The 17,118-nt window shown below is 64.8% G+C and carries 16 protein-coding genes; 5 read left to right on the top strand and 11 right to left on the bottom strand.

Translation table 11 applies throughout. The features are described 5' to 3' along the window. Nucleotides 1-42: 42 nt before the first annotated feature. The 6 genes from R2770_17660 to R2770_17635 form a co-directional block, all read right to left on the bottom strand. Nucleotides 43-1,248: a serine hydrolase domain-containing protein gene (locus R2770_17660; protein MEZ5282292.1), complete on the bottom strand. Its 1,206-nt coding sequence runs from the start codon at nt 1,246-1,248 to the stop codon at nt 43-45. Next, nucleotides 1,245-2,438 (bottom strand): CoA transferase, encoded by a 1,194-nt coding sequence (locus tag R2770_17655; protein MEZ5282291.1) that lies wholly within the window; start codon nt 2,436-2,438, stop codon nt 1,245-1,247. The genes R2770_17660 and R2770_17655 overlap by 4 nt, the downstream gene beginning before the upstream one ends. 56 nt (nt 2,439-2,494) lie before the next feature. Then, on the bottom strand, nt 2,495-4,966 hold the full coding sequence (locus tag R2770_17650) for a cation-translocating P-type ATPase (GenBank protein ID MEZ5282290.1): 2,472 nt from the start codon (nt 4,964-4,966) through the stop codon (nt 2,495-2,497). 3 nt (nt 4,967-4,969) lie between these two features. Next, nucleotides 4,970-5,896, bottom strand: a complete 927-nt coding sequence (locus tag R2770_17645; GenBank protein MEZ5282289.1) for a universal stress protein — start codon at nt 5,894-5,896, stop codon at nt 4,970-4,972. Between the two features lie 77 nt (nt 5,897-5,973). Then, nucleotides 5,974-7,182 (bottom strand): cation:proton antiporter, encoded by a 1,209-nt coding sequence (locus R2770_17640; GenBank protein MEZ5282288.1) that lies wholly within the window; start codon nt 7,180-7,182, stop codon nt 5,974-5,976. 7 nt (nt 7,183-7,189) lie between these two features. After that, on the bottom strand, nt 7,190-7,669 hold the full coding sequence (locus tag R2770_17635) for a cation:proton antiporter regulatory subunit (protein ID MEZ5282287.1): 480 nt from the start codon (nt 7,667-7,669) through the stop codon (nt 7,190-7,192). Nucleotides 7,670-7,678: 9 nt separating this feature from the next. Between R2770_17635 and R2770_17630 the strand changes: the two genes are divergently transcribed. Both R2770_17630 and R2770_17625 read left to right on the top strand, forming a co-directional pair. After that, nucleotides 7,679-8,563, top strand: coding sequence for a universal stress protein (locus tag R2770_17630; protein ID MEZ5282286.1), 885 nt, complete (start codon nt 7,679-7,681; stop codon nt 8,561-8,563). Between the two features lie 54 nt (nt 8,564-8,617). Next, nucleotides 8,618-9,562, top strand: a complete 945-nt coding sequence (locus R2770_17625) for a DUF808 domain-containing protein (protein MEZ5282285.1) — start codon at nt 8,618-8,620, stop codon at nt 9,560-9,562. Here R2770_17625 and arsJ read toward each other — a convergent pair. Together arsJ and R2770_17615 are read right to left on the bottom strand one after the other, a co-directional pair. Next, nucleotides 9,522-10,751, bottom strand: coding sequence for an organoarsenical effux MFS transporter ArsJ (gene arsJ, locus R2770_17620; GenBank protein MEZ5282284.1), 1,230 nt, complete (start codon nt 10,749-10,751; stop codon nt 9,522-9,524). The genes R2770_17625 and arsJ overlap by 41 nt on opposite strands. A gap of 3 nt (nt 10,752-10,754) precedes the next feature. Continuing rightward, nucleotides 10,755-11,771 carry an ArsJ-associated glyceraldehyde-3-phosphate dehydrogenase gene (locus tag R2770_17615; GenBank protein ID MEZ5282283.1) on the bottom strand — a complete coding sequence of 339 codons (1,017 nt, stop codon included), beginning with the start codon at nt 11,769-11,771 and terminating at the stop codon, nt 10,755-10,757. 98 nt (nt 11,772-11,869) lie between these two features. Between R2770_17615 and R2770_17610 the strand changes: the two genes are divergently transcribed. Then, nucleotides 11,870-13,510, top strand: coding sequence for an AMP-binding protein (locus tag R2770_17610; GenBank protein ID MEZ5282282.1), 1,641 nt, complete (start codon nt 11,870-11,872; stop codon nt 13,508-13,510). Further along, nucleotides 13,507-14,787: an aminotransferase class III-fold pyridoxal phosphate-dependent enzyme gene (locus R2770_17605; protein MEZ5282281.1), complete on the top strand. Its 1,281-nt coding sequence runs from the start codon at nt 13,507-13,509 to the stop codon at nt 14,785-14,787. The genes R2770_17610 and R2770_17605 overlap by 4 nt, the downstream gene beginning before the upstream one ends. Here the strand turns inward: R2770_17605 and R2770_17600 are convergent. The 3 genes from R2770_17600 to R2770_17590 are packed head-to-tail and all read right to left on the bottom strand — an operon-like array spanning nt 14,767 to nt 16,542. Then, a complete protein-coding gene (locus tag R2770_17600; GenBank protein MEZ5282280.1) occupies nt 14,767-15,504 on the bottom strand; it encodes an MIP/aquaporin family protein in 738 nt (245 codons plus the stop codon). The two genes, R2770_17605 and R2770_17600, sit on opposite strands and share 21 nt — an antisense overlap. A 4-nt stretch (nt 15,505-15,508) precedes the next feature. Next, complete coding sequence (locus R2770_17595; GenBank protein MEZ5282279.1) at nt 15,509-16,156, bottom strand: helix-turn-helix domain-containing protein; 648 nt, start codon at nt 16,154-16,156, stop codon at nt 15,509-15,511. A 14-nt stretch (nt 16,157-16,170) separates the two neighbouring features. Next, the gene (locus tag R2770_17590; protein MEZ5282278.1) at nt 16,171-16,542 is read right to left on the bottom strand and encodes a metalloregulator ArsR/SmtB family transcription factor; all 372 of its coding nucleotides are present in this window, start codon (nt 16,540-16,542) and stop codon (nt 16,171-16,173) included. A gap of 104 nt (nt 16,543-16,646) precedes the next feature. On the opposite strand from R2770_17590, the gene R2770_17585 reads away from it, so the two are divergent. Continuing rightward, nucleotides 16,647-17,045 carry an ArsI/CadI family heavy metal resistance metalloenzyme gene (locus tag R2770_17585; GenBank protein ID MEZ5282277.1) on the top strand — a complete coding sequence of 133 codons (399 nt, stop codon included), beginning with the start codon at nt 16,647-16,649 and terminating at the stop codon, nt 17,043-17,045. Nucleotides 17,046-17,118: the final 73 nt, after the last annotated feature.

The following is a 17,118-nucleotide window of genomic DNA, read 5'->3' as shown; positions in this document are numbered from 1 at the left end:
AGAGGGTCATATACGGATCGGCCGCTGCGAGTGCTGTTTCGCTCAGTCCGACAGTGCGCCGTAGACCAAGGCCCTGAGCTGACCGGGGAAGTTGAACGTGCCCGAGGGCATCAGCTGGGTCATGAACACCACCGACAGCTCTTCGGCGGGGTCGACCCAGAAGGTCGTCGAAGCGGCGCCACCCCAGCTGAAGTCGCCGACCGACCCCGCCACGCCCGTCGCCCGTGGGCCTTTCGAAACCGCGACCGTCAGCCCAAAACCCGAGCCGGCCGAGGCGACCTCGCCATAGGCCATCGGCAGTGCCATGTCGGTCATCGAGCGATCACCTTCCAGATGGTTGCAGGTCATCAGTTCAACCGTCTTACGCGACAGGATCCGCCGGCCTCCCAGCTGGCCTCCGTTGGCCAACATCGTGCAGAACTGCACATAGTCGGCGGTCGTCGAAACCAGACCGCCACCGCCGTTGAACAGCTTGGGTTTGGTCAGGTATGCGCTCTGCGAGGGGTCGTCGATCAGCACCAGTTCCTTGCGCGAGTTGCGCCCGTAGGAGGCGGCGAACCTGTCGGCCTGCTCTGGCTTGACCCAGAATCCGGTGTCGGTCATTCCCAACGGATCGAAGATCGCACCCTGCAAGTACTGGTCGTAGGGCAGGCCAGACATGATCTCGACCAACCGGGCGGCGATGTCCATGCCGTGTGAATACAGCCACCTGGTACCGGGCTGGAAGCGAAGCGGCCACCGGCCGAACTCCTTTGACATCGATTCGAGATCGTGTCCGTCGAGCCAGTTGCGGTCGCCGACCACGATGTCGCGATTGTCGGGTCCGTATCCAATGCCCGACGTGTGGCTCAGAATGTGGCGGATGGTGGGTGGCCGCTCGGCTGGAACGAGCTGGGTGCCGCCGTGGCCGTCGGGTTGAGCGACCTGGAGGTCGCGCCACTCGGGTATCCATCGATCGACCGGATCGTCGAGCTGGAAGTGCCCCTGCTCGTACAAGGTCATCATCGCCACACCGGTGATCGGCTTGGTCATCGAGTAAATACGCCAGATGGTGTCGTCGACGACAGGCAGATCGCGTTCGCGGTCGCGGCGCCCGAAGCTGGCGAAATAGCCGACCACGCCGTTGCGCACGATCGCCATCTGGGCTCCTGCGATCTTGCCCGGCTCGAGATATCTCGAGTTGAGGTGGCTGGCGATGTTCTCGAGGCGCTGTGGGTCGAGGCCGGCTTCCTTCGGGTTGGCGATCATGGGTTGTTCTCCAAATCGGGTTGGGCAGATGCTCCGGACGAGATGAGGTCGTCGATCTCGGCGGGTTCGAAGCCGAAATCGGCAAGGATCTGGCGGCTGTGCTGTCCCGCCACAGGGCTGGCGCTACGAATCGCGTCGTCGACACCTTCGATGTTGGTGGCGTTCTTGATGATGTCGATATCGCCAACCGACGGGTGCTGTGTTCGTGCTGCTACGCCCAGGTGCGCCACCTGCTGGTCGGCGAAGGCCTGTTGCATGTCGTTCACCGGGCCTGCCGGCACCCCGGCGTCGTTCAGCGCGTCTACCCACTCCGAGGTCGACCGGTGGCTGAGCGCCTCGGTGATGATCGCCGTGAGTTCGTCATGGTTGGCCAGGCGCTCGGACGGACCCTTGAAGCGGGGAACATCTGGCAGGTCCGGCCGACCGATCACCTCACAGAACGAGATCCACATCTGGCCCCATGCTGCGGCGACGTTCATGTGGCCGTCGGCGGTGGCATAGAGGCCCATCGGTCGCATGGTCGGGTGGTCGTTGCCTGCCTGGGGCGGGACCTCGTGGTCGACCGTCCAGCGGGCCGCCTGGAAGTCGAGCACACCCAGCATCGATTCGAGCAGCGATGTGTGAACCCAGCGGCCTACGCCGGTTCGTTGGCGCTCGTGAAGTGCCACCATCAACCCGACGGCCAGCTGTAGACCTGCCGCGATGTCGGACACCGCAGCGCCGGCCCGCACGGGCCCCTGGCCCTCGATGCCCGTAACGCTCATCATCCCGGCCAGACCTTGGGCTATCTGGTCGACACCGCCACGCTCGGCATATGGTCCGGTTTGGCCAAAGCCCGAGATCGACCCCATGACCAGGCGCGGGTTGATGGCCGACACCGTGTTCCAGTCGAAGCCCAACGCGTACTTGACCCGAGGCCGCATGTTCTCGACCAAGACGTCGGCCTTGGCGACCAATCGGTGCAGCACCGCCCGCCCCGCGTCGGACTTCAGGTCGAGCGCCAGGCTTCGCTTGTTGCGATGGAGGTTGAGATAGTCGGGGCTCAGTTGGCCCCTCACCGATGTGTTCGGGGGTTCGAGGCGAATGACGTCTGCCCCCCAATCCGCCAACTGGCGCACGGCGGTGGGCCCAGCACGAGCAACGGTCAGATCGATCACCACCAGGTCGGATAGGGGCAAGTCCGTCGGCACGTGTCATTGGCTATCAGTTCTATGCCCGTCGGTTCAAAGACCGGATCCACCGGGCGCTAGTCGACAGCATCGGTGTTCAGCCGGGCGGACAGCTGGGCCCCCACCAGCGAAGCCGTCAGCGCGCTCGCAACCACTACGTAGCCCCAGACGTCCAGCGTCTCCAGCCCCAGCAGGGAGCGAAGGCCAGGAATCGACACGGTGGCCGCCTGCAGCAGGACGCTGGCCGCCACTATCCAGTTGAGCGTGCGGTTGCGCGGCGGGGTCCCAGAGACGGCGCGTGCCGGGTAGACGAAGGCCAGTTGGGCCAGAGACTCATAAAGGAACACAGCGGTGCGGGTCTGCTCGCCCGTGTAGCCGAACTCGGGAAGAGCGAAGAACAGCCCGAGGCCCAGCGCTGCCTTCAACACGCCGGTGGTGAAGATGAACGACAGGCCAGACGATGTCAGCAACGGTGAGTCTGGGGCCCGTGGACGGCGCCGCAAGACACCCGGATTGCGGTCGAGGCCCAGCGCAAGCGCTGGCGGTCCATCGGCGATGACGTTTATCCACAAGAGCTGCGCCGCCGTAAGCGGAACCAGCAGGTCGCCCAGGCTGTCGCGCATGTCGAGCACCGCAGCGCCGACCACCCCGATGGCGACCAGCAGCACCAGCGCCACGTTGGTCGAGAACAAGAAGCGCAGGAACTTCTGGATGTTGTCGTAGATACCCCGACCCTCTTCGACGGCGGCCGTAATCGTTGCGAAGTTGTCGTCGAGCAACACCAGGTCGGCGACCTCACGAGTGACGTCGCTACCCCGATCACCCATGGCGATGCCGATGTCCGCGCGCTTCAGTGCCGGAGCGTCGTTGACACCGTCGCCCGTCATCGCGACCACCTGGCCGTCCTCGCGAAGCGCCTCGACCAGCGCCAGCTTGTGTTCGGGACTCACGCGGGCGAACACACTGGTCCGGCCGACCTCGAACCGCAGCTCTTCTGGTGTCAGCTGGTCTAGCTCCTGGCCAGTCAGCACCCGATCGCCGGTGATCCCGATTGCCCTGGCGATCGAGGCGGCGGTGGCCGGGTGATCGCCGGTGATCATCACCACCCGGATTCCTGCAGCCTCGGTATCGGCGATGGCCCGCTCGACCTCTGGCCTTGGAGGATCCCACAGCCATGCGATGCCCAGCCAGGTGAGGCCCCGGTCGTGCTCGGCCTGAGAGTAAGCGAAGCCGATTACTCGGTATCCCTGACCCGCCGCAGCATCGACTTGGGCTTGCCAACCCGCTCGCGCGTCCGGGTCGAGATCACACATTTCGAGCAGGACTTCGGCCGCTCCCTTCAGGTAGGTGACAGGGCGCTGATCCTCGACCACGGTCACTTGCATGAAACGCCAGGCCGAATCGAAGGGCCTGACCGCCTGGCGCACACTCGAACGCCGGGTAGCGGCTGGGTCGCAACCGTGTTTGGCAGCGAATGCGTACAACCCGAGTTCCAGCGGATCACCGCTGGACCCGTCGGGTTCCGCATCGGCGGCTAGAACCATGGCCCTGAGGGCCCGCTGGGTGTCGGGCGAGTCGAGCCGTTGAACGGTCATCGTATTTTCGGTCAAGGTCCCTGTCTTGTCGGTGGCGATCACCGTGACCGACCCCAGGGCCTCTACAGCCGACAGCCGCCTTACGACCGCCTTGCGGTTGCTCATGCGCTCGGTTCCGAGTGCAAGGGTCAGGGTCAGCACGGCGGGCAGACCCTCGGGCACCGCAGCTACCGCTACGGCGACAGCGAACAGCAACGCCTCGTCGAACTGGTCGATTCCTTCGACACCCACTCCCGCAACCGTCAGCACAACTGCCAAGGCCGCGATCCATCGTGCAATCCGATGGCCGAAGCTCTCCATCCTTCGTTCCAGCGGGGTTCGCTCGGCTGCAACCGAGCCGATCAACTCGGCAATGCGGCCCATGGCCGAGTTCGGACCGGTGCGGGTCAGTTCGGCCCACCCGAGACCGCGTACGGCCAGGGTTCCCGAGAAGACCTCCTCTTGTGTCTCGCGTTCGACCGGCACGGACTCGCCGGTGAGGATCGACTCGTCTACCAGGAAGGCCTGTGCTTCGACCATGACCCCATCGGCGGGGATGCGGTCGCCGGCTTCTATCCGCACCAGGTCACCAGGCACCAGGAGCGACGTGTCCAGGTGAGACAACGAACCGTCTCTCATGACCCACACGTGCGGTGCGGACAGTGCCTTGAGTCGCTCGAGTGCGTCTTCGGCCCGGTATTCCTGCCACACACCCATCGCCGTGTTGAAGACGAGGATCGCGGCGATGGCGATCGACTCGAACGGCCACTCGTGGGCTCCTTCGAAGACCCACACGGTCAGGTCGAACGCCAGTGCGAACAACAAGATGTAGATGATCGAGCTGCGCAGTTGGCCGGTGATGCGTCTCCAAAGTGCAACTGGTTGTGACGCGGGCAGTTCGTTGCGCCCGTGCTCGATCAGGAGCTCCTGGGCGCGGGCCGACGACAGCCCCTGAGACGGCTTGGATGTGGTCATCGTCTACCCGTCGTTGGGATGGGCGATGGGCGACACGAAGCCGTCGGGTTTCAGCGCCAGCACCGAGCAGGTCACCTTGTCCAGAATGGTCTCAGCGGTGTTGCCCATGACCAGGCCCGGGATCCCACCCCTGGCCACACTGCCAAGCACCAGGAGGTTGATCTTCTGGTCGGCAACAGCGTCTACCACCGCTACGGCCGGCCTTCCCTTGCGAAGGTGTTTGCGCCAGGGCCAGCGGGCGATCGATGGGCTCGCGACCAATTCGTCCAGCGCCTGCGTGCGACCTTCGAGCTCTTGGGCGAGCATCTTCTCGACGTCGTCTTCCGGCAGGTGCATGAAGGCCGAATAGCGCAATGAGTCTTCGCCGTACAGCTCCCATGCGTGAACCACGTGCAGCTCGCCGCCGGCCAGTTCGTGCATTGTCGCTGCGGTTGCCATGATGTCGAGGTTCAGGTCGAGTTCGGCGGGCTCGGGGTTGACCGCAGCCATGACCCTCGGCTTGCGGGCCCTGCTTGGGCGGATCACCCACACAGGTGCAGGGCATTTGCGCAACAGACGCTTGATGGTGGCCTTGTGCGGGGTTTCCACGCCTGCGCCGACTACGACGAGGTCGTGTTCAGCGCGAAGAACCTGGTGGATGATGGCGATGGCAGCGGTGCCCGAGTCGACCCTGACGTCGGCGTCGTCCAGATGGACCCGCTTTGCGAATCGCTCGAGCCGCTCGCGCTCGGCCCCGCGGGCTGCCTCGACGATCTGGTCGACCTGACCCGAGCGCTTGAACATGCGCTGAAGCCCCGAAGGTTCCTCGACGCACCCCATTATGGTCAGCTCGGCGCCGGTGGCCTCCAGGATCGGCCTCAGCTGTCTGAGCGCCGCGGCGTCCTGCTCGGGTTCCAACGAGCAATAGAGGGCGCTGCTGAACGCAGACATCTGAGTTCCCTTCGTGCGGGTCTTTCGATGTCTTGATCCTTGTTGCTCAATAGAGGTTCCGGACAGGGTCTTTTGGCTCAACCGGTGTCGGTTTCGGAGGCCTTTCGCGAGCGACGGCTCAGGGCGATCCTTCGAGCGGCTTGATCGGACACCCGCGCCAGAAGAGGCCCCAGAACCGCCAGCAACAGCACATAGGCCGCTGCAAGTGGGCCCAGGTCGTCCTCGATTCCTTCGGCGACAGCGATGCCGGCGATGACGATCGAGAACTCGCCACGCGCTATCAGTGTGGTGCCGGCGCGCAGCCTGCCCGGAAGGTCGATTCCGGCTCGTTTGGCGCTCCACCACCCTGTAGCCAGCTTGGTGAGGCTGGTGACGACGGCCAGGCCGATCGCCAGCGGCAAGGCGGCGGGCAGCTGCGAAGGGTCTATCTGCAGACCGAAGAACGCGAAGAACAAGGCGGCGAACAGATCGCGCAGAGGCGCCAGGATGGTTCGTGCGGCCCTTTCGGCGGGCCCGCTGATGGCGATGCCGACCAAGAACGCGCCCACGGCGGCCGATGCCTGGACCTGCTCGGCGAGGCCGGCGACCAACAGGGCCAAACCCAACAGGCTCAGCAGCAGGTTCTCGTCTGAGCGGTCGAACAACAGGGCGCTGAGCTTTGAGCCGTGTTTGACCGCGATCACCAGCGTGACGACCACTGCGGTTACCGCAAGCACGACCTCGAAGGTGATAGCCAGAGCGTTGCCGCCGATCAGCAACCCGGCCATGAGGGGCAGGTACAGCGCCATCACCAGGTCTTCGGTGACCAGGATGGCAAGCACCACCGGTGTCTCGCGGTTGCCGGTCCGCCCCAGATCGGCCAGGACCTTGGCGATGATTCCCGACGATGAGATGTAGGTGATGCCGCCTAGCAACAGCGCGGCCCGATAGTCCCACCCGAGGGTCAGACCCAGAATCACCCCCGGCGAGGCGTTCAACACCAGGTCGACCGCTCCGGCCGGCGCCTGCTCTCGCAAGGCCGATGTCAGCTCGTCGCCCGTGTATTCGAGGCCGAGAAGCAGCAGCAACAAGATCACGCCGATCTGGGCGCCACTTTCTATGAAGTCTCGTGCAGTGACCAGCTCGACGAAGCCGCCCTCGCCGACCGCCAGGCCGGCGATGAGGTACAGCGGAATCGAAGGGATACCCCAGCGAGCCGCGAGCCGGCCAAGCACGGCGAGCGCGACCAGAATCCCGCCCAGCTCGACGAGAAGTGCAGCTGTGCCCGGTGCCCCCGCAGCGATCATCGGCGCCTCAGCTCAGGAGTTCGATGGCCATGTTTATGCCCTGGGGTGTGCCCACGACCACGGCGGTGTCGCCCGCCCTGAGCCCCTGGTCCGGTTCGGGCGCCGGAATGGGACGCTCGTTGCGAACCAGGGCAACGATCGACACGCCGGTACGCCGTCGCATCTCGGTATCGCCGATCGTCTTGCCGGCATAGGGACTGTCGTCTCGAATCGGCAGCCAGTCGATGGCCAGGCCTGCGATGTCTTGTCGAAGATCGTCGAGGCGCTGCGAAACCGTCGTGCCACCGAGAAGATCGGCCAGGATGCGAGCTTCCTCGGGCGACAGGTTGGCGGATTCGCTGACGCAATCGGGGTCGTCGCGGTGGTAGATCGCGACCTCGCGGCGTCCGCCGTGGTGAGAAATCACCCCAACTCGAGTGCCCGACTCGGCCTCGAACGTGTGAATGGTGCCGACTCCGGGGAGCTTGGTCTCGATCAGCTCGGTCATACTTGGATTATGGAGGAGCCGAAGGCCGATCGGTCATGGGTTGTCGGGGTCGATGGATCGCCCAACTCGCTGGCGGCTCTGCGCTGGGCGCTCATCAACAGCGCGGGCCGGGCCGACCGGATCGTCGCGGTCGCCGCATGGCAACACACTCAAGGCGACCCAGACCCGCCGACTCCGGTGGTCGAGCGAACGATGCAGCACCGCCTCGAGCTTCAGGAACTGCTGGTGGCGGTGGGCGCGGACGAGCGGGCGGTGGCGGTTTCGCGATTCGGTTCGCCGGTCGACGCGTTGCTGGAGGTGTCTCGCTCGGGCGATCTGATCGTGGTGGGCAGTCGCGAGCGAGGCCGGGTTCGACGCACCCTGGCGGGCTCGGTCAGCCACGAGTGTGCTGTGCGCGCCCGCGTGCCGGTGGTGGTGGTTCCGCCGACTCTGAGGCCGTTCTCGCCCATCGAGCGCATCGTCGTGGGTTTCGACGGGTCTGCCAACGCTCGCCAGGCGCTTGCCTGGACGCTCGATTTCTCGGGCCCCGACGCGGAGGTGGTGGTCGTGGTGGCCACCGGATCCAGGCGTTCGGGTCGTGCGTTTCAGCGGGGGACTGGCACCGTCACCCCTGACTTCGAAGCACTTGTCGGCGAGATTTCTGGCGAGGCGGGCCCGGCGGGGCGTGTGCGGTTGGCGGTGGAGGCCACCGAACCGATCGCAGCCTTGGCCACCCATTCTCGAACTGCCTCGCTGCTGGTTCTGGGAGCCAGGGGCAAGGGAGCGGTGGCGGCCGCCCTCCTGGGGTCGGTTTCCAGCAGGTACGTGTCCAAGCCTCCGTGCCCTCTGGCCTTGGTGCCGGCCCTGCTGCAACCGTCGGGTCGACACACCCGAGGCGACGATCAGATCCTCTAGGCCAGAGCAGGCGCTACGGTTTGCGGATCCGCTCTCAGCACCCGGAGGCACAGAATGGCTGGTGGCCTGGTCGGCCTTCTAGATGACATCGCATCGCTGGCGAAGCTCGCTGCGGCGTCGGTGGACGACGTCGGCGCTGCTGCCAGCCGGGCCAGCATGAAGGCCGCAGGAGTTGTGGTCGACGACACCGCCGTCACCCCTACGTACGTTCATGGCCTTGCGGCCGAGCGCGAGCTTCCGATAATCGGGCGCATCGCCAAGGGCTCGCTCAAGAACAAGCTGCTGTTCATACTGCCCGCGGCGTTGATCCTCAGCGAGTTCGTGCCGATCCTGGTCGAGATCATCTTGATGTGTGGCGGGGCGTTCCTGAGCTTCGAGGGCGCAGAGAAGATCCACCACAAGCTGGCACACAGAGATGCCCACGCCCCCGAGGACGATCTTCCGGCGGTGGCTCTGGGCGCCGACGCCGAGCAAAGGACCGTAGCCGGGGCCATCAGAACCGACTTCATCTTGTCCGGCGAGATCATGGTGATCGCCCTGAAAGAGGTCATCGACGAGGGGTTCGTGTCGCGAGCGGTGATCCTGGCCATCGTTGCGGTTGTCATCACCATCATCGTCTATGGGCTGGTAGCGGTCATCGTGAAGATGGACGATGTGGGCCTGAAGTTGGTCGAGCGTGGAGGCTCGACAGATCGACTCGGTCGCCTGTTGGTGCTGGGTATGCCCAAGGTGCTGACGTTCCTGTCGGTAGTAGGCACCGCGGCGATGCTGTGGGTCGGCGGGCACATCTTGCTGGTCGGCACCGACGAACTCGGCTGGCACGGCCCATACGAGTGGGTCCACCACCTCGAGGAACAGGTTCACGACGTGGGCGGTGTGGGCGGGTTCCTGGCCTGGCTGATCAACACCGCGATATCGGCGGTGGTGGGGCTGGTTGTGGGGTTCGTCCTGGTGTTCGTCATCGGTCGGTTGCCGCTGGCGAAGAAGGCTGCTCACTGACCGCGGGGCTCAGCCGCATCGACAGCAACCAGGTCGAAATCACGAACGATGTGGATCCCCAAAGCGCCGCATCGAGACCGCCCCACAGATAGAGCGCTCCAGACAGCAGGGTGCCGACGAGACGACCCGCTGCATTGGCCGAGTAGTAGAACCCGACGTCGAGGCTGACGTCATCGCCCTTGCTGTAGGCCAGGATCAGATACGAGTGCAGCGACGAGTTGACGGCGAAGACGACGCCGAACACGACCAAACCGCCCACGATGGCGAGCGTGGTCGCGATGTCGAGTGCCACCATCACCGCAATGGCGGCTGACACCGCCGCCAACGCCAAGGCCCACGTCCGTGCGGCCGATATCTCGGCGTCGAGGTCGCCACGAGTCGAGCCGAGGATCCTGGGGGCGACCGATTGCACCATCCCGTAGCCGATCACCCAGGCGGCCAGGAAGGCGCCGATTCCGTAGAACGACCAGCCGAGCGTGTCGTCCAGAAACACCGGAAGAGCTACGACGAACCAGATGTCGCGCGATCCGAACAGGAAGAACCTGGCCGCAGACAGCCGGTTGATGGCAGGCGACTTCGACAGGATCGACTTCACGGCCGGCTTGTTCTTGGCCTTTCCGATGTCTTCGTTCAGCAGCGCGCCCACCAGAACCAGGGCGACCGCAATCAGGGCAGCCATGGTCCACAGAGAGGCGTCGTATCCGATCCACTGGAGCAGGGCCGCACCCAGGAAGAAGCCGACACCCTTCAGAGCGTTCTTCGAACCGGTCAGGACTGCGACCAGGCGAAACAGCGCACCCTCACCTGCGATGAACTTGACCGCGCTCTTGGAGCTCATCTTTGTGAGGTCTTTGGCGACACCCGAAAGTGCCTGGAAACCCATCACGTAGGCCACCGACGCCAGCTCTTGCCAGCCGGCTTCGTGGAACGTCAGTGCGACGAGGGCCACTATCTGCAGCCCCAGACCGAACAACAGTGTGCGGTTCAGGCCCGAGCGTGCGCCCACCCAGCCGCCGATCAGGTTGGTGACTATGCCCATGAATTCATAGAGCAGGAACAAGAATGCAATCGACACCGGCGAGTAGCCGAGGTCGTGGAAGTGCAATAGCACCAACATGCGCAGCGCGCCGTCGGTGAGGGTGAACGCCCAATAGCCGGCGGTCACCAGCGCGTAGTTGCGAAGCTGCACTGTTCAGCTCACCAGCGATGCGGCGACCTTGGCCGCCAGGTCAGCCATCCGAAATGCGTAGCCGTATTCGTTGTCGTACCAGGCGAGCACCTTGACCATCCGGTTGTCGACCACCATCGTCGAGGGCCCATCGACGATGCCAGAGCGGGTGTCGTTGACGTAGTCGGCCGACACCAGCGGCCGGTCTTCGAAGCCCAGGATGCCCTGTAGCTCACCTTGCGCCGCGGTTCGGAAGAGGTCGTTGACCTCGTCTGCGGTCACGTCGCGTGCAACGGTGAACACCGCGTCGGTCAGCGATGCGTTCAGCAGTGGGACACGCACCGCCACCCCGTCGAGCTTTCCGGACAACTCGGGGTAGATCATCGTGATAGCTGTCGCCGAGCCGGTCGATGTGGGAATCAGCGAGTTGAGGGCCGATCGGGCCCGGCGCAGGTCCTTGTGCGGGGCGTCGACGACCACCTGGGTGTTGGTGACGTCGTGGATGGTGGTGATGACGCCCCGTTCGATACCCACCGATTCGTGGATCACCTTCACCACCGGGGCGAGGCAATTGGTGGTGCAGGAGGCCGCTGTGACTATGTGGTCGGCCGCCGGGTCGTATAGGTGGTCGTTGCAGCCCATCACGATGTTGAGAACACCCTCGCTCTTCACCGGCGCGGCGACGATCACCTTGCGTACGCCGGCCTGCAGGTATGGGTCGAGCAGCTCGGTGGTGCGGAACTTGCCAGAGCACTCGAGCACCATGTCGACCCCGCTTCGGGTCCAGGGCACCGAGCCGGGTTCTGCGATCGATGTATGGGCGACCGGCGCGCCGTTCAGGCTGAACCCCTCGTCGTCGGATGAGATCTGTGCGTCGAACCGCCCGTGAACGGTGTCGAACTCGAGCAGGTGGGCCGACGTGCGCGGGTCGCCGGCGATCTCGTTGACGTGGGCCAGTTGCAGTTCGGGGTGGTGGGCCAGGGCCCTCACCACCAGGCGCCCGATGCGCCCGAAGCCGTTGATTCCTATGCGTGTCGTCACGGCTCGACAAGCTAACAGCAGTGAGTATTGAGTCAATAGATGTTGATTGAAAATCGGGATCTGGTCGAGGGCTAAATTCCTCTGCGAAGGGGGATGACATGAGCGACAGCGAACCCGGCGACGTGCCCAGGCCTTGGCTCGCTACTTACCCGGCCGAGATCCCATCGACGATCAAGCCGAGACACACATCGGTCCTCGGCTACTGGGACGAGCTGGTCGATTCGAGCCCCGACTCGCCGATCATCCACTACTTCGATGACACCCTGACAGTCGCTCGGTTGGACGACGACGTGAACGCGCTCGCCGCGTGGCTTTCCGACGTCGGGGTTGCTGCCGGTGATCGGGTGGCCGTTTACCTGCAGAACGACCCGCATTGGCTGACCTCGATGCTGGCGTGCTGGCGTATCGGAGCTATCGCCGTTGCCGTGAACCCCATGTTGAAGTCTCGTGAGCTTGCCAAACAGTTGGCCGACTGCTCTCCCGAGGTAGTGGTGTGTCTCGACGAACTGCTGCCCACCGTCGAGGGGGCCGTCGACGAGGCGGGCCTGTCGCCCAGTGTGTTGGTGGTGGCGAGCCCGGGTGCGGTCGGCGGCACAACCGAACACACGCGTTTCGCCGACGTCCTCGCAGATCGAGACGGGGCTCGGGTGCCCAGGCGAACACCGCCGCCCGACGAGCCGGCGATGCTTACCTACACGTCTGGCACAACCGGAGCCTCGAAGGGCGCCGTCAACACGCACGGCAACATCGTGCACAGCACCGTCGTCTACGAGCGGTGGCTCGATGTCACAGCCGACGACGTCATCTTGGGTGTGGCGCCACTGTTCCACGTCACCGGGTTGGTGGCCCACATGGCCATAGCGGCGGTGGCGGGCGCGCCGCTGGTGCTCTTCCATCGATTCGAGCCAGCCGAGGCGCTCCGTTTGATCGAGCGCTGGCGCGTCACCTTCACCATGGGTTCGATCACGGTGTTCGTCGCGCTGATGTCACATCCGAACTTCGACGAGACCGACCTGTCGTCCCTGCGATGTGTTGCATCGGGTGGTGCGCCAATAAGCCCAGCCATTGTTCAGCGCTTCGAGGATGCCACCGGCGCATACATCCTCAGCGTGTACGGGCTCACCGAGACGACATCGCCCAGCCACCTCACACCGCCCGGGCTGCGTGCCCCTATCGACCCCGGCACCGGTGCCCTCAGCGTCGGGTTGCCGGTGTCGGATGCCGACGTTTGGGTGGTCGACCCGCAGACACGGGAGCCGATGCCCATCGGCGAGCCGGGCGAGATCGTCATCGCAGGGCCCATGATCGTGCCCGAGTACTGGGGAAAGCCGGCCGAGACCCAACACGCCATTCCGGCCGGCAGATTGCATACCGGCGACATCGGCTTCATGAACAGTGAGGGGTGGTTCTGGCTGATCGACCGGTCGAAAGATCAGATCAACGCCGCCGGATACAAGGTGTGGCCTCGCGAGGTCGAGGACGTTCTGTACGAACACGAGGCGGTTCGGGAGGCAGCGGTAGTGGGCATGGCCGACGGCTACAGAGGCGAGACGGTCGTGGCCTTCGTGTCGTTGCGACCTGGAATGTCGGCCGATCCTGAAGAATTGGTCGACCACTGTCGCCAGAGGTTGGCTGCCTACAAATATCCGAGGCGCATCGACATCCTCGAAGAGTTGCCCAAGACGGCGTCGGGGAAGATCATGCGCAGAGTGCTTCGCGATGGGGGAGATGTTTCATGACCGATTCGAGTACCAGCGGCTTCACGGATGCCGAATTGGAGACCATGATCCAGGCTGCGCACCGCGAGTATGCGGCCGCGCGTCCTCGCAGCCGTGCTGCCCACGAGCGGGCCCGCAAGGTGCTGGCGGGCGGCAACACCAGGTCGGTGCTGCACTTCGATCCGTTCCCGTTTCGTGTGGCCAACGGCGAAGGGATCGTGCTCGAAGACATCGACGGCCATCGCTATGTCGACTTCTGCGGCAACTACAGCGCAGCCCTTCTGGGCCATCGGCCCGATTCGATTCGCAAGGCCATCGACCAGGCTCTGGATCGCGGCTGGGCGCTGGGAGCCGTGCAAGAGCCCGAGATCGAACTCGGCGAGTTGTTCTGCGCCCGATTTGCCTCGGTCGAGCGGGTTCGTTTCGCCAACTCGGGCACAGAGGCCAACCTGATGGCCGTCGGCACGGCGCTGCATCACACGGGCCGCTCGGGAGTGGGGGTGTTCGACCACGGCTATCACGGCGGTGTGATGGCCTTCGGCGACTTGGCCGGACCGCACCATCCTCTGAACGTTCCACACCGGTTCCACGTTTCGCCCTTCGACGACATCGCCGCCCTAGATGCCCTGTTCGCCCTTCCAGACCTCGGGTGTGTTCTGGTCGAGCCGGTGCAGGGCTCGGGGGGCTGCAGACCTGCATCGAATGAGTTCTTGTCCGAGTTGCGCAGGCGCTGCGACGACACAGGGGTGGTGCTCATCTTCGACGAGGTGATGACCTCGCGCCTGGCGCCAGGCGGGGCACAGGAGCGATACGGAGTTACTCCCGACCTGACGACGTTCGGCAAATACCTGGCCGGTGGTCTCAGCTTCGGTGCCTTCGGAGGCCGAGCCGACATCATGGACGCCTTCGATCCGGCCGTGGGCGGGCGCCTGTCCCAGGCCGGAACCTTCAACAACAACGCCCTTTCCCTCGCTGCTTCGGTGGCGGTGATGCGCCACGAACTCGACGACGAACGCATCGTGGCCGTAAACGCAAGCGGCGATCGTCTGCGCGAGCAACTGTCGCAGGCCTTCGAGCGCTCGGGTGCTCCGCTGTGGGTCACCGGTATGGGGTCGATGTTGTGCGTCCACGCCGACGACCCCCGGCTCGTCGAGTTGTTCTTCCATGCGATGTTGGCTCGGGGCCACTATGTGGCCCGCAGGGGGTACATGGCCCTGTCGATGCTGATCACCAGCGAACACATCGCAGAACTGGTCGACGATGCGTCGGCGTGGGCCTCAGGTCTCGTCGGGCGTTGAGTGCGGCACCACGACCTGGTCGGCATAGTCGCCGATGTTGGGGTAGATGGCTCGCACGAGCCACACGGCCAACACGGTGGCGACCAACTGGGCTGCGATGAACGCGGGGGCCGACGACGGCCTGATGCCGGCAAACGTGTCGCTGAAGGTGCGAGCCACGGTGACGGCCGGGTTGGCGAAGCTGGTCGAAGACGTGAAGTAATACGCCCCTGCGATGTAGCCGCCGACAGCGAATGCCGCCGCCGAACTGCGACCCGAGCGCACCACGCCGAAGATCACCAGTAGCAGGCCAACGGTAGCTATCGCCTCGGCAAACACCAGATTGCCCGCAGAGCGGTCCTTGGTCGACCACTCGATCGCGCCCAGGTCGAACATGAGGTTGGCGCAGATCACTCCCACGATTCCGCCGCCGGTCTGGGCCAGCACATAGGCGACCGCTGTTGGTGTGTCGATACCGCCGAGCAAGCGATCGGCCAGCGTCACCGCAGGGTTGAAGTGGGCGCCGGACGCAGGGCCGAGGGCCAGTATCAGGGCGACCAACACCCCGGCCGTGGCGAAGGCGTTCTGAAGCAGCTGCAGCCCGACATCGTCGGTGAGTGTCTCGGCCATGACCCCCGAACCGACCACCGCAGCCAGCAAGAACGCGGTGCCGACGAACTCGGCCACCAGCTTCGACGCGCTCGGCCAGTTGGCTCTGCTGGATTCGTTGCCGGTCATTGGGTCAAGAAACGAGGTCGTCGATGCGTCGACCGAGGTCGGCTATCACCTGGTCGAAGGCGCTCCTGGAGCCCGAGGCAGCCGGGTCGGGGATCGACCAATGCAGCCAGTCGGGCAATGGCGAAAGCTCTTCGTGGGCTCGGTCGCAAACAGTGACAACCAGGTCTGTGCCATCTGTGCTGTCGAGCCGCCGCGGTGCTGCGTCGCCGAGGTCCAGCCCGATTCGTTTGGCGGCGGCGACGGCACCAGGGTGAACGTGGTCGGCTGGATGTGTGCCCGCCGAGGTGGCCGAACGACCTGTGCGGTGGGTCCACATCGCGGCGGCCAACTGCGACCTCGCCGAGTTGTGTGTGCATACGAATAGCACCGTGCCCGCGGGTGCAGTCGTGGGCAGGTCCAGCGACTCGAGCGGCTGGCGTTCCAGCCGTACATAGCGCCGGCGCCTGTCTCCAGAAGACACGAAGCGACGAACCAGGCCCGCCGACTCGAGGGTTTCGAGGTGATGCGCCAGCAGGTTGGTGGCGATTCCCAGCCGCTCGGCCAGCTCCTTGGGGGACCGGTCGGAGTGGGCCAACTCATCGATGATGGCCAGCCGGTGCGGCTCGGCCAGGGCGCCATGCAACCTGGCCCGGGCTTCGAGAGCTTCGTTCATCGCGAACGAGTAAATCACTCAGCGGTTGCTGAATCAACGGCAACGTCGGTCGGGGGGCTGATCGCCGAGCTGAGTTGTCGCAGGCGGTCGTGGCGAATGCTGAACCATGCCCACTTGCCCCTTTGCTCGCGATCGACGATGCCGGCTCGCGTCAATATCCCCAGGTGGTGGCTGACCGTCGGCTGGCTTCGCTGCAGCAGGTCTGGGAGGTCGCACGCACAGACCTCGCCGGTGTCCGAGTTGGCCATCAGCGACACGAGCCTCAAACGCACGGGGTCGGCCAGTGCCTTCAGCATCTCGGCCAGGTCGTTGGCCTCGGCGTCGTCGAGGGTGTCGCCGGAAAGCGACGCGCAGCACTGCGTTGTGAGGGTGCTGGGCGAATTCACAGCTTCATATTGACATCTTTCGATACGACTCGCTAACGTATTGAAGGTCGTCGATATGACGATCAACACCAGCTCCACTCACGAACCCGACATCAGGAACCGTCATGCGCCTCCAACTAGCCCTCAACGTCGACGATCTCGACTCGGCCATCGCCTTCTACTCGACCATGTTCGACGCCGAGCCCGCCAAGGTCCGCCCCGGCTATGCCAACTTCGCCATCGCCGATCCGCCACTCAAGCTGGTGCTGTTCGAAGGGGCCGGCCCGGACGGATCCATCAATCATCTGGGGGTCGAGGCCCAAACAGCGGCCGAGGTCACCGCCGCCGAAGGCCGGCTCAGCGGCGGCGGGCTCCAAACAACCGGTGTCGAAGAAGCGGTGTGTTGTTACGCCGACAAGGTCGAGACCTGGCTCGAGGCACCAGACGGCAATCGCTGGGAGTGGTACGTCAAGACCGGCGATGCCGAACAGCTCGAGCGAACCACAAACACCTGCTGCGGTTGACGTCAGGGGGTGTCTGCTGGGGTAGTCGCGGCTCTAGTGTGTCGAGGTCTCAACACATCAGCCAGCGAGCGAC

This window comes from Acidimicrobiales bacterium (assembly GCA_041394185.1).
Taxonomy (GTDB): Bacteria; Actinomycetota; Acidimicrobiia; order Acidimicrobiales; family Poriferisodalaceae; genus JAAETH01.
This window is presented reverse-complemented; position numbering and strand designations above follow the sequence as displayed.